This is a genomic window from Chryseobacterium sp. BGA-UO-ETr-SB22 (assembly GCF_059567885.1).
The window spans coordinates 1,759,521-1,772,477 of sequence record NZ_JCAQOV010000005.1 but is presented as its reverse complement, the minus strand read 5'-3'; the positions used below and the strand labels follow the sequence as shown (position 1 = coordinate 1,772,477).

The window sequence follows — 12,957 nt, the reverse complement described above, 5'->3', positions numbered from 1 at the left end:
TTTTTTTATCCAAAAAAAGCATTCGAGCTTCCAATCCAAATGGCATCTTTTTTATTAAAATCCACATTTACCATTGCTGCTTTGGTCATTCTTCCCAGATTTTCCAAGAGGATTGGGCGCTCGTCATTTTCCCGCCAAATATACAACAAACGGATCTCTGCTTTTGAGAATTCTCCATTGATATCTTCAAAAATAGGTTCATAAGATACCTTTCTCTGTAGAATATAGTTTTCTTTATCCTGAATTGCATCGGTGATATCATTTGTAGGGTTCAAATTAACTCCGCTTCCCGCGAATGAAAATAACGGTTTCAATACAAAATCTTCAAGATTTTCATGTTCCGGAAACTCATGCAGAAAATAGCTTTTAGGAACAAACTGATGCTCCAATAAAGGCAAAAGAAACTTTGAAATTTTAAAGAACCAGTTGGGATGGGTGATCCATTTAACATCTACTTCTTCACGGAAATCAAACTCAGTGGTAAGATCAGGGATATTGTCCAATTCATCAAATATAACCCGGTTGTAAATTCTCTTGATTTCTACCAGCTTTCCATCATTTTCATAATACAACTTTTTGCCTTCTTTTTTTACTTTCGTCAGACACACGGTTTTTATCCCTAATAATTTTTCTGTTAAAGCAAAATCAATTGCTGTTTTTTGTTTTTCCGGAAAGATTTCAAGCAGGATTACATTTTCAGGATTTTCATCTCCTACAATTAATTCTTTTAAATAGTTCTTAAAAGTTTCATGAGGCATCGGATTTTTAATCTCCGAAAGAAAAGGATAGACTTCGCAGAAGGTTTCTTCGTACACTTTCTGAAAAGCATACAAAGAAGGAAATGCCTGAAGCTCTATTAGTTGAGGTTCTATTGCTCCGTTTTCACTTTTGCAGACTCCAAAATCTATGGTGAAAAAATGAGGCTGATCTGTATCATTGGGAACTCTGCAGCTATCAGGAACGGCTTTCCGAAGTGTTTCTGCCGGAATTGCTTTGATCTGGCTGATGATACTTTCACTGGCATCAATAAGCTTACTTTCAAATTCTTTAGTCAAAAAAATAGGGCTTTCTGAAACCCTGAAAGTAGGTGCTGTACCTCCTTTTTCTGCCAGTATATTTTTTAATTGATTATACTTTTCATCCGAAAACTCCTGATTGAACTGTTTTCTATATTTTGGAATCATATTTTTTTTCTTTTGTGATGATAAAAAATCGAGCATTTCTACCCGATTTGATTTTACCACAAAAGGCACAGAAGTTTTTAGATTATGCTTATTTCTAATTTTAAGTCTTTATCATTACTTATTAGACTTAAATATCCAAACCTTTTGTGACTTTTGTGGTTTATAGTGATTTAATTTTTTAAACCAAAGATTCAGCTTCTTTCAAAATGTTTTTTTTTGCAAACTGAAGGAATCTCGGAAGGATTTGATTTCTGGTAAGGATGATTTTGTCTTCATCATCTATTCTGTCCATGGTTTCAAGATATTTTTCCATTCCGAAGTTTTCGATCATGGCTTCTCTGTTTTTTTCATCTTTCAGATTTTCGATCAAAGATTCAGGATTGGCTTCAGGGTGAAACTGTGTCCCGAATATCTCTTCCGAAAAACGAACTGCCATTACCGCTCTTTCCAGATTGATATGAGGGCGGAACTTTTCAATCGCCATAACCGTCATTCCAAGTTCTTCAAAACGGTCATGATCCGGCTCAATAAACTGATAAGCTCTGGAATCTACTGCATAAAAAGGATCCTGAAGATTTTTGAATAAGAACTCTTCTCTGCCTTCTTTTGTTTTGTGAACAGGCATTACTCCAAAGGAATAAGACTTTCTTTTACAAATATTACCCAGATTCCAGTGAATACTTGCCAACTGGAATGAATGGCAGATAAGGAAAAGGTATTTTTTATCTTCACTGAATTTATTATGTTCAAAAACGGAATCTAAAAAACTGGCAAATCTATCTTCCCAGGCAAGACCTTCCCGATGTGGATTTCCCGGCCCGCCAGAAGAGATGAAAATATCAAAATCTCCAATCTCCGGCATTTCATCTTTAAATCTCACATCAAATGTCTTGATGACAACATTTTCTTCAGAGTTCTGCTGAAATGCTTCAGAAATTTCTTTAATGTTTCTAAAACCTTGATTCACATGATTGTTGTTCATGTCCAGCAGAGCAATTCGAATATCTTTCATTACATCATATTTTTTGTAAAGTTACCAAAAATATTATGAAGCAGTTTCACCATGGGTGATTCCATACTCAGTTTCAGAGATCATATAATCAACGACTTTCGTGAGATCGCCTGTCTCCTTAAAGATCTGAAGCTGTCTGTCTGCACCCGTTCCGTTTTCCAGAATTTTCCAGGCATATTCTACTTCGTGACGGCATCCTAAATCGTCTACCACATCATCAATAAACTCCAGAAGTTCTTTTAATAAATGAGGATAAGGAACAGATTCTTCTTTTCCGAAATCAATCAGATGGGCTTCGATTCCGCTTTTGGAAGCACGCCATTTATTTTCGTTCAACAGCAGTCTTCTGTAGCTTCTGAAACTCAGATTCTGCTGGTGAAGTTTATAGATTTTAGCCACGAGACACTGCATAATGGCTGCAAGACATACCGTTTCATCAATTCTCAGCGGCATATCACAGATTCTGAATTCAATGGTAGGGTAGAACGGATGAACGCGTAAATCCCACCATATTTTCTTGGCATTGTCGATGGTTCCGGTTTTCACCAGAAGATCTACATAGCTGTCAAATTCCGCCAGAGAATTAAAATAACTCGGGATACCAGTTCTTGGGAATTTTACAAAAATTTCCTGTCTGTAAGATTTAAAACCTGTATATCTCCCAATCCAGAAAGGTGAATTGGTAGAAAGAGCATACACGTGAGGAAGAAAGTAACGCATTACATTCTGAATTCTTACGCCTTCTTCACGGTTGGGAATTCAAATGTGTACGTGTAATCCGAAAATAAGGTTTTCGCGGGCTACATCACCCATGTCATCTACAATTTTGATGTATCTTTCGCCTTGGGTGATACTGTTATCTGACCAATGTGAAAAAGGGTGAGTGCCTCCTCCTGAAACACGCAGTCCCTGCTCGTGAGCGATGTTGATAAGATGACGCCTTAAATTCGTCAATTCTGCTCTGGCTTCCTGAATATTCTGGCAGATCCCTGTTTCCATTTCAATCATAGATTCATGCATTTCGTGCTTTAAGTTTTCACTTAAAACTGCTTTGCCGCCCTCAATGATTTTTGAAACGTGAGAAACAAGATCTCTGCTTTCTACATCAATGATCTGATATTCTTCTTCAATTCCAATAGTAAACTGATGATGCATTTGTTTTGTGTTTTTTAATTTTTTTCAATGTTATTTTATGGAATCTTTCACAAAGGTTCCCCACGTAATGTTAGGTTTCCCTGGAACATATTCTTTAGCTTTTTCTATAGCCAGTTTTGCAGCATGTTCTATAATCCATGCAAAATTTTCTTCTCCTACAGAATTTCTGTCTGCATCCGGAGCCGGGTTGCAGAAGTCAATTGCATAAGGAATACCGTCTCTTACGGCAAATTCTACTGTATTGAAATCATATCCCAAAGCTTCATTCATGGTAATCGTATAATCATGAATAGTTTTCAGCAGTTTTTCAAGTTCTTCGCCTTGTGTCTGATGAGTGGTGGCATATCTCAAATGAGGAGCATTTCTTGGTTCGTAAGGCATGATATGAACATATTTTCTCCCTAAGCAGTAAACCCTGTAATAATCATCAAAGACAATTTCTTCCTGTACCATCATCACCAGTTGTTCTGTCTCTCCTAATTTGTTCCAAAGATCGTCCGGATTCTCTACTCTGTAAACGCTTTTCCAGCCCCCTCCATCATGAGGTTTCATGTAAGCAGGGAACCCTACATAATTAAAGATGTATTCCCAGTCATGAGGGAATTTGAGATTTCTGAATGAGGTTTCCGAAGTGTTTTCCGGTCTTTCGTGTGAAGGCAGCAAAACAGTCTTAGGAAGCGGAATGCCAAGTTTAGACATCAGTGCATTGTTGAAAAATTTCTCGTCAGCGCTCCACCAAAAGGGATTGTTGATTACATAAGTGCCATTAAGTGCAGCATTTTTCAGGTAGGCTCTGTAAAAGGGAACGTCCTGTGAAATTCTGTCGATGATCACCGCGTAACCATAATCTGCACCCTGTTCTAATTTGTCAATGGTAACGGGTTCAGCTATGATTTCTCCACCTCCCAATTCATTTACTTTGTCTATAAATGCCCAGGGAAACGTGTCTTCCATACCGAAAAGAATTCCTACTTTTTTTGTCATAATTTTTGTTTTTAAGATGGGTATATTTTTTTCTATTTGTCTTTTCTATTGTTTTTATGAGAAAAACGCTCCAATAAAGGTTGGGAAGACCATTCTCCACAACGGCCAGTCATGGCCTATCCATTTTCTTTCATCATACCAGAAGTCTATTCCTTTCAGCCTTAAGATTTCAGACATTTCAACATTTTTATCTTTGCAGATATCCTGGTCAGAAGTGCTGAGTACAATATGCATGTGTTTATACTTCCAGGCGTCATCATTTCTTACAAATTCCCTCGGACAGTTGAAGTAAACCATTTCATCAGAATAACCATCCATAAAATTCCTTATGCTGAATGCTCCGGAAAGGCAAAATAAATGGGAAACCACATCAGGAAATCGGAAAGCAAAATTGGCTGCGTGATATCCTCCAAAACTTGCTCCGGCCACTGCTACGCGATGGGTTTTATGAAGTTTCTGAATATAGGGAACAAATTCCTTGATCAGAAACTGTACATACCGCTCATAGTTTCTTATTCTTTGCTGAGGAGATATTTTGTCATCATAAAAACTCCAGCCGTCTATGGTCTGAACATTGTAAAGCTTTACTTTTCCCTGTTCTATAAACCAATTGATACTTCCGTTAAGATGAAAATCATGATTCTGGGTATATTGTCCCTGGGAAGTAGGGAACATAATGATAGGGTGGCCGTAATGTCCGGTCACTTCTACCTTGAGGTTGGTTCCCAATATATTTGAATAATACTCTGTATGTTCTATATGAGGCATTTTTGTTTGTTTAGTTTTAATTTGTGTTTTTATATTAATTCATAAAATTCAATTCCTCCCGGTTGATCTTTTTCTAAAATATCCAGTACAATTGTTCCTGATTGTGGATGCTCCAGAATAATATTTTCTTTAAATATCCATTTTGAATCCGGTGTATTGGGATGAGCTGAATCAATAAACTGATAATAAGCCCTGCTTCGCCATTTTCCGGAATTAATGTTCTCTAAATTACGTTTTACAATGGAATCTTCTGGCAGACTGTGTATTATGAATTTAATAATATTTTGAATATCAGGCTTCATGATTTACGAGCTAAGTTTACTGCCTTTGGGGGGTAGAATATTCAGCATATCCGCGTGAATCATTTCTGCTGCAGAGTCAAGTCTGTCCTGTACAACGGAGGCATCACCGGATTTGTAAACAATCCCGACATGATAATCTATTGGAAGAAATTTTACCACTTCTTCACATTCAAAGCTGCTGTAATTAGGTTCTTTATCTTTGATCAGAGCAACAATCAGCCCTGAATAATATCCTGTGGGTGGTGAGACATTATAATCATTGCCTCTCAGAAGAGCATCTTCAATTTTGGCCCATTCTCTCCAGATGTTGATGCCGCTTGATGCTTCAACCAGATCCGGAATATGAGCACCGCCAACCCTTGAAGAGGTTTCAAGGAAATACCATTTTCCGTCCTCTTTTCCACGGATAAATTCTGTATGGGTAGCCCCATTGATCAGTCCGAAATTGGAAAGTACTCTGGCGTTAATTTCTTCCAAAGCTTTGAATTCTTCAGAATACCGGCCTAAAGTTTTTGATCTGAATACTCCGCCTTCATGGGAAACCTGCATAGGAGGAGCAAGGTATTTTGAAGCTGAAGTGAATATAATTTTTTTATTAAAAGTAAGACTGTCTACATGGTAAACGTCTCCTGGTTTAAAACTTTCCAGTAAAAAAAGATGACGTTCTTCTCCCAGGGTCTCCAGTGCCTCATAAAGTTGTTCTTTGGAAGTTATTTTCTTGATTCCTGATGCGGAAGCTTCAGAGCGGGGTTTCAATACCCATGGTGCAGGAACGCGGTCTGTAAACTCATTGACTTCATTATCATTGAAAACTGCTGTAAATTCCGGAACACTGATCTCTGAATCTTTTGCTTTCTGACGCATAGCCAGTTTATCCCTGAAATAGCGGTGGGTAGTCTGTCCCATTCCTGGAATACGGAATGTTTCCCTGATTAATGCCGCTTTTTCTACATCATAATCATCTAATGCCACTACAGCATCTACTTTTCTGGTTTTCATCAGGTGGGAAAATCCCTGAATCAGATGCTCCAGATTCCATACGGATGGCTTGAGTTCCGGCATATAAAATACCTCATCAATCGCATGCCAGGGCCAGTTTTTTTCTTTAAGGTTTTCTGAGGTTACTAAGATGATTTTATTGCCGAGATTCTTCATTTCGTCCATAAAATCGTAGCCTTTGTAGTAGCACGAAATACATACAATAGTTTTCTTCTCCATATAATGTTTTTTAATATTTAGTGGATTTTCAAAAATAAAAGCATTTATTTGTTATTTTATCAATACCATAAAATGTAATATCGTGCGGTTTTGAAAATCCACTAATCAATTATACAGAGTTTTTTTGTAAAAAACTAATTTTTAATGATAATTTTCAATTAAATTCACCAGTAACTGAACTCCAAAACCTGTTGCCGCTTTCTCCTTGGCGTATCCTACGTTTCCAAATGCTACTCCGGCAATGTCCAAATGAGCCCAACCAGGGTGGTTTTCAGTGAATTGTTCTAAGAATTTTGCTGCAATAATGCAGTCTCCTACAGGTTTCAGAGAGATGTTTTTCATGTCGGCTACATCAGACTGAATATCATCTTTCCAGATATCCCATAAAGGTAGATTCCATACTCTCTGGTTAGTTTGATCTCCGGTTTTTATCAGATTATTTTTCAATTCTTCATTATTGGAAAACATTGCAGCACAGGTATCTCCAAACATACGTACAGAACTTCCTGTTAAAGTAGCCAGATCAATAAGGAAATCTGTTTTGTAGTTCTTAGAAAGATAAGATAGTCCGTCTGCAAGAATTAAACGGCCTTCAGCATCAGTATCAAGTACTTCAATGGTTTTTCCGTTGTAGGCTGTGATGACGTCACTTGGAAGCAGGGCTTTTTCAGAAATAGCATTGTCTGTAATAGGAAGAACGGCAATGATGTTCACCGGAAGCTGCATTTCAGCTGCATAGATTAGCGTTCCCAAAACAGCCGTAGCTCCACCCATATCAGATTTCATGTAATGCAGATTGGCGGAGCTTTTTATTGATATTCCTCCCGTGTCAAACAAAATACATTTTCCTACCAATCCGAAAGTTTTGGCATTTTTAACTGTAGTTTTGTATTCTAAAATAGTGAACGCTGCATCATAAGCACTTCCTTGATTGACTGAAAGATAGGCGCCCAATCCAAGCTCTTCACATTTCTTTCTATTGAAAACGGTGTATTTTAACTCATATTTTTTTGCCAGATTTTTAAGGTATGCACTTAAGATATCCGGTTTTTTAAGATTGGCAGGTTTGTTAAGCCAATCCTGACAGGCTGTTTGTCCGTTTACCAGTGCTTCCGATTTCTGGCTGATAAGGTCTAATTTCTTTTGACTTACATTTTCAAAGTGTAATTCAAATTTTGCATTCCAGAAAGTGTGTTTTTTATCAAAAGGATAGTTATAAGTTCCAATCAGTAGTCCTTTTACAAATTCTTCGAATTGTTTTTCATTCATAAAATCTGCCAGGGCCAATGTAGGTACTGCCTGCAGTTTCTCTTTCTGTGTCTGTGAGAATTTGGCTGCAACCTGCTGGATTTCGAAATTTTGTAACGTAGATTTTCCTAATCCGATGAAATAGGTAATTCCTTCTTCATGAGCATTGATGAAAACTTCATACTTCTTTCCTGTAAAAAAAGTTGAAATGTTTTTATTGAAATTTTTACTGGATTTTGTCCATTCTTCCTCTGTAAATACATGAAAGACTTGAGTGTAATTTTTGTTTTTTTTATTGATTAGTTTCATAGATAGATATTATTTTTTTTTAAATCATACGCAATCGCTCTTCATTTGTTCTTGTCTGTCTGAGAATTTTCTTCAGCGATTTTATAGACTTAGTTTTTAATGCTTTGTTGTTGTGGTTTCACTTCTACAGGGTTTTCTGTATTGTCATAGAATAACCATTCAATAGCCCTTGGGAATTCCTGTGACCAGTAAAATTCATTATGGGTGCCTTCAGGATTGACATTGGTCTTAAACTCAAAATCAAACAGTTTTTTCTCTTCCCATCTTTTCAGATACTCTTCAAAAATATGAATTCTTTTTACCATTTTAGACCCTTCCTGACCTCCGCCGTAGAGATAAATTTTTGTTTTATAAGGAACCCGGAAATTCATCATCGGAAAGTTGTTGTTCGGTTCTACCCAAAGGGAAGGTGAGAAAATCAATAATTTGGAATAGACTTCAGGGTAAAGAAAACCACTGTATATGCTGATCAATGCCCCCAATGAGCTGCCTCCGATTCCGGTATTGTCACGGTCTTTTTTTGTTCTGTAATTTTCATCTACAAAAGGCTTTAGAGTATCTGCAATAAAGCGGATGTATTTTTTTCCTTCAGAACCGTTGGCTACATGATCATTATCAAAAATATATTCTTTAATTCTTTCTTCGCTTCCATGCTCTATGGCGATAATAATAAGATCACCACGGCCATATTCTGCAAGAATAGACAGTTTCTTGTCAATTTCCCAGTTTCCGAAGCCGCTTCCTTCATTGAATAAGTTCTGGGCATCCTGAAGATACAAAACAGGATATCGCTTATCCGTTGTATGATAATCGTAGGGAAGCAGTGCCCATACTTTACGGTGGCGGTCAAGCTGCGGGATATAAAAATTTTCGGAAATAACCTCAGCAATGGGATAATATTCTTCTTTGAACGGCCCCCAGTTTAATCTCCATTTTTCTATGGTGTCAGAAGTTTTGCCGGCAGATTTTTTTACTTTTCGGTTGGGCGTGATATTTCCATATTGGTCAAGCTCCACATTCTCCCAGCCTCCCTTTGTGAATTTGTAGTCAATTTCTTCGGGAAGAGTCTGATCATCAATTTCTATAAAATAATGGGAAGGATCAATTTGTTTAAGCTGAAAATTATAATCTTTAGGGTTCCAGCTGTTGAAATTTCCGGTAATAAATACCGTTCTGTCGTCTTTTTCTTCGGTATAAAGTTCAAACCTCATCGTGTGTGTTTAATAAATATTGATGTTAAATGTATAAAAAAAAGATTGTTTTGAAATCATAAAAATGTGAGTTAAAAAATGATATATTTGATAGATAGAGGAAAGCTGAAATCAAGTTGATGATTATTTGATGAATAATTCATCGCAATTGGCAGTATTTTTCGTAGTTTCAAAAAAAATATAAATATAAACCGGACTTGATGAATTCTGTTAAAACCTACACGCTTTTTACTGATCATGATGTGTATCTTTTCAAAGAAGGTAGGCATTATAAGCTGTATGGTAAATTTGGAGCACATTCTGCGGAAAAAGAGGGAGTAAAGGGAGTGTATTTTTCAGTATGGGCGCCTCATGCAAAGAAAGTTTCCGTTATTGGAAATTTTAATAACTGGAATCATAAAGATCATATTTTGTTTCCAAGATGGGACGGATCAGGAATTTGGGAAGGATTTATTGAAGGATTAACCTGGGGAACATTATACAAATATGCCATAGAAACACCAAGAGGTGAGATCCTGGAGAAAAGCGATCCTTATGCGGTAAGCTGGGAACAGAATATTCAGGCTGCTTCTTTGGTTTCTACTACCTGGTATGAATGGAATGACAAGGAATGGATGGATAACCGCTGGGAAAAAAACAGGCTGGAAGCTCCGATATCAGTGTATGAGCTGCACCTTGGTTCTTGGGTAAGGGAAGGTGATAATCCTGGTCAGTTTTTAAATTATCGGGATATTGCAGAAAAGCTGGTTCCTTATGTCAGAGAAATGGGCTTTACCCATGTAGAATTCATGCCTGTGATGGAGTATCCGTATGATCCAAGCTGGGGATATCAGATTACTGGTTTTTATGCAGCGACTTCACGTTTCGGCTCACCACAGGATCTGATGTTTCTCATTGATGAACTTCATAAAAATAATATAGGCGTTATTCTGGATTGGGTTCCCTCTCATTTTCCGGGAGATGCTAATGGTCTTCATCGTTTTGACGGCTCATATCTCTATGAACATGAAGATCCTAGAAAAGGTTTTCATCCCGATTGGAAATCCCATATTTTCAATTACGGAAGAAATGAAGTGAAATCTTTTCTGATTTCCAATGCCATGTTCTGGCTGGACCGCTACCATGCTGACGGATTGCGCGTAGATGCCGTAACTTCAATGCTTCATCTGGATTATTCACGGAATGAGGGCGAATGGGAACCGAATATTTATGGTGATAATGTCAATCTGGAGGCTAAAGCTTTTCTACAGGAATTCAATACAGCTGTATACAAGGAATTTGGGAATAGTATTATGACCATTGCAGAAGAAAGTTCAGATTTTCCTATGCTTACAAAACCTGTTCATGACGGAGGGGTAGGCTTTGGAATGAAATGGATGATGGGCTGGATGCATGATACGCTGGACTATTTTAAAGAAGATTTTGTTAATCGTAAATTCCATCATCATAAGCTGACATTTGCTTCTATGTATATGTATAATGAAAATTATATGATGCCTTTATCACATGATGAAGTCGTACATGGAAAAGCAAGTTTAATCTATAAAATGAAAGGGGACGAATGGCAGAAATTTGCCAATCTGCGTACCTTGTATGTATATATGTATACCCACCCCGGAGCTAAACTGCTTTTTATGGGGGATGAATTCGCGCAGACGAGTGAATGGAACTTTACCCGAAGTCTCGACTGGCATTTGCTGAAATATCCTGTTCATAAAGGAATGCAGGAAATCGTTAAAGAACTGAATCACCTGTACACCTCAGACTCTGCCTTTTATGAAAATCAGTTTGATAAACATGGTTTTGAGTGGGTAGAAGCAGATGATCTCGAAAACTCAGTATATGTATACCTGAGAAAAGGAAAGAAAAAAGATGATGTTGCTATGGTTGCTTTAAATCTGGCTCCCAAAGTACTGGATTATAAAATCGGGATTCCTGCAGGAACTCATTGGGAGGTTATTTTAAATTCCGATGATGAAAAATACAGCGGAAGCGGAGTAGAACCTGAAATTGTAGAAGAGAAAAATGAAGAATGGCGGGGATATCCGAAATCAATGACTGTGAAACTACCACCGTTGGCAGGCATTATTTTAAGACAGAAGAAAGATAAAAAGTATAAATTACACAGAATTAAACACAAGAGATAAAGAATGGTTATTTATCATTTAAGTACAGAATGTTATCCTGTAGCAAAAGTTGGCGGTCTGGCGGATGTAGTAGGAGCGCTGCCAAAATATCAGAATAAAATAAAAGGAATAGAAGCTAAGGTAGTAATGCCGTGGTACAACAAGCCTTTTATATATGATCATGAATTTGAGTTGGTTTTTGATGGATTTATTCATCAGGGAACCAGTATGCTGCAGGTTCAGGTGTTGAAAGAAAAAACAAACGTTTTGGGATTTGAACTGTATATGGTGAGAATTCCCGGATTATTAGACCGAGACAACCCTTACGGCTATCAGGATGAAAGTTTCCAGTTTATGGCTTTCCAGCAGGGAATATTACATTGGCTGTGTGCTATGGAAATCCGTCCCGATGTTTTACACTGCCACGATTATCACACCGGACTGGTTCCTTTTATGGTAGAACACTGCCCGGAATTTCAATTCTTAAAAGGAGTGAAAACAATAGGAACCATCCACAACGGAGAATATCAAGGAATGATGAGCTGGGGAATGGCCAACTATATGCCGTCTTTTGATTCTTATAAATGGGGATTGATGGATTGGAACGGATTCATGAATCCTCTGGCCAGTATGATTAAATGTGCTGATGCCTTTACCACCGTTTCAGAAGGATATCTGGAAGAACTTTTTATAAGCTTCCGCGGGTTGGAAAGCCTCGTTCGCCAGGAATTCGGAAAAGCATATGGAATTATCAACGGTATTGATGCCGAAGTCTGGAATCCGGAGACTGATCCGATGCTGGACTTTAATTTTAACAGTAAAAATGCAATTGCCCAAAAGAAGAAAAATAAAGAACAACTCTGCAAAGAATATGGATTGAAGCCGGAGCTTCCTCTGTTTGCCTTTATCGGAAGATTTGCCACAGAAAAAGGAGCAGATCTTTTACCAGATGTGGTGTGGAAAAGTATTAAACAAAGCTATGGAGCTTTAAATATTATGATTCTCGGTTCTGGAAATACCTATATCGAGAATAAACTAAAGGAATACGATTATACCTATACCAATTTTGCTCTGGATCTGGGATATAAAGAACATCTATCCCATAAGATCTATGCATCCGCAGATTTTCTTCTGATGCCTTCAAGAGTGGAACCCTGCGGATTGAATCAAATGTATTCCATGAGATACGGAACCGTTCCTGTAGTAAGATATACGGGCGGACTCAGAGATACTGTAGAAGATATCTCAACCGGAGGAGCAGGACTGAACTTTACTTATCCTGGTGTAGATGATATTGTACATGCGATGAACAGGGCGCTGGGGATTTATAACCAAAAAGGAGTGATGGAAGATCTTATTCATGCCAACATGAATTTTGATTTTGCATGGGAGAAATCTGCAGAAAAATACATAGCTTTATATAATAGCTAAGATGACAAA

General features: G+C 37.5%; 10 protein-coding genes and 1 pseudogene. 2 read left to right on the top strand and 9 right to left on the bottom strand.

The features are described from left to right. Positions 1-5 precede the first annotated feature (5 nt). The 9 genes and pseudogenes from AC57AW_RS15380 to AC57AW_RS15340 all read right to left on the bottom strand — a co-directional run bounded on the left by AC57AW_RS15380 (position 6) and on the right by AC57AW_RS15340 (position 9,391). Positions 6-1,184 carry a hypothetical protein gene (locus tag AC57AW_RS15380; RefSeq protein WP_496352582.1) on the bottom strand — a complete coding sequence of 393 codons (1,179 nt, stop codon included), beginning with the start codon at positions 1,182-1,184 and terminating at the stop codon, positions 6-8. A 178-nt stretch (positions 1,185-1,362) separates the two neighbouring features. After that, a complete protein-coding gene (locus AC57AW_RS15375; protein ID WP_318845533.1) occupies positions 1,363-2,196 on the bottom strand; it encodes a type 1 glutamine amidotransferase in 834 nt (277 codons plus the stop codon). A gap of 33 nt (positions 2,197-2,229) precedes the next feature. Further along, positions 2,230-3,351: pseudogene (locus tag AC57AW_RS15370) on the bottom strand (carboxylate-amine ligase). A 30-nt stretch (positions 3,352-3,381) separates the two neighbouring features. Next, positions 3,382-4,335: an ATP-grasp domain-containing protein gene (locus AC57AW_RS15365; protein WP_496352581.1), complete on the bottom strand. Its 954-nt coding sequence runs from the start codon at positions 4,333-4,335 to the stop codon at positions 3,382-3,384. A gap of 54 nt (positions 4,336-4,389) precedes the next feature. Further along, complete coding sequence (locus AC57AW_RS15360) at positions 4,390-5,103, bottom strand: alpha/beta hydrolase-fold protein (protein WP_496352580.1); 714 nt, start codon at positions 5,101-5,103, stop codon at positions 4,390-4,392. Between the two features lie 29 nt (positions 5,104-5,132). Continuing rightward, positions 5,133-5,405 carry a hypothetical protein gene (locus AC57AW_RS15355; protein WP_496352579.1) on the bottom strand — a complete coding sequence of 91 codons (273 nt, stop codon included), beginning with the start codon at positions 5,403-5,405 and terminating at the stop codon, positions 5,133-5,135. Between the two features lie 3 nt (positions 5,406-5,408). Further along, positions 5,409-6,623: an ATP-grasp domain-containing protein gene (locus AC57AW_RS15350; protein ID WP_318845538.1), complete on the bottom strand. Its 1,215-nt coding sequence runs from the start codon at positions 6,621-6,623 to the stop codon at positions 5,409-5,411. Between the two features lie 141 nt (positions 6,624-6,764). Next, the gene (locus AC57AW_RS15345; protein WP_496352578.1) at positions 6,765-8,180 is read right to left on the bottom strand and encodes a leucyl aminopeptidase family protein; all 1,416 of its coding nucleotides are present in this window, start codon (positions 8,178-8,180) and stop codon (positions 6,765-6,767) included. A gap of 89 nt (positions 8,181-8,269) precedes the next feature. Then, positions 8,270-9,391, bottom strand: coding sequence for an alpha/beta hydrolase (locus tag AC57AW_RS15340; protein WP_318845540.1), 1,122 nt, complete (start codon positions 9,389-9,391; stop codon positions 8,270-8,272). Positions 9,392-9,591: 200 nt separating this feature from the next. Between AC57AW_RS15340 and glgB the strand changes: the two genes are divergently transcribed. After that, the gene (gene glgB / locus AC57AW_RS15335; RefSeq protein ID WP_496352577.1) at positions 9,592-11,538 is read left to right on the top strand and encodes a 1,4-alpha-glucan branching protein GlgB; all 1,947 of its coding nucleotides are present in this window, start codon (positions 9,592-9,594) and stop codon (positions 11,536-11,538) included. 3 nt (positions 11,539-11,541) lie between these two features. Further along, the gene (locus AC57AW_RS15330) at positions 11,542-12,948 is read left to right on the top strand and encodes a glycogen synthase (RefSeq protein ID WP_496352576.1); all 1,407 of its coding nucleotides are present in this window, start codon (positions 11,542-11,544) and stop codon (positions 12,946-12,948) included. The last annotated feature ends 9 nt before the right edge of the window (positions 12,949-12,957 follow it).

What these genes read in the sequence shown, in the direction of transcription:
- AC57AW_RS15380 (WP_496352582.1), bottom strand. Translation starts at nt 1,184, where the DNA reads ATGATTCCAAAATATAGAAAACAGTTCAATCAGGAGTTTTCGGATGAA.
- AC57AW_RS15375 (WP_318845533.1), bottom strand. Translation starts at nt 2,196, where the DNA reads ATGAAAGATATTCGAATTGCTCTGCTGGACATGAACAACAATCATGTG.
- AC57AW_RS15365 (WP_496352581.1), bottom strand. Translation starts at nt 4,335, where the DNA reads ATGACAAAAAAAGTAGGAATTCTTTTCGGTATGGAAGACACGTTTCCC.
- AC57AW_RS15360 (WP_496352580.1), bottom strand. Translation starts at nt 5,103, where the DNA reads ATGCCTCATATAGAACATACAGAGTATTATTCAAATATATTGGGAACC.
- AC57AW_RS15355 (WP_496352579.1), bottom strand. Translation starts at nt 5,405, where the DNA reads ATGAAGCCTGATATTCAAAATATTATTAAATTCATAATACACAGTCTG.
- AC57AW_RS15350 (WP_318845538.1), bottom strand. Translation starts at nt 6,623, where the DNA reads ATGGAGAAGAAAACTATTGTATGTATTTCGTGCTACTACAAAGGCTAC.
- AC57AW_RS15345 (WP_496352578.1), bottom strand. Translation starts at nt 8,180, where the DNA reads ATGAAACTAATCAATAAAAAAAACAAAAATTACACTCAAGTCTTTCAT.
- AC57AW_RS15340 (WP_318845540.1), bottom strand. Translation starts at nt 9,391, where the DNA reads ATGAGGTTTGAACTTTATACCGAAGAAAAAGACGACAGAACGGTATTT.
- glgB (WP_496352577.1), top strand. Translation starts at nt 9,592, where the DNA reads ATGAATTCTGTTAAAACCTACACGCTTTTTACTGATCATGATGTGTAT.
- AC57AW_RS15330 (WP_496352576.1), top strand. Translation starts at nt 11,542, where the DNA reads ATGGTTATTTATCATTTAAGTACAGAATGTTATCCTGTAGCAAAAGTT.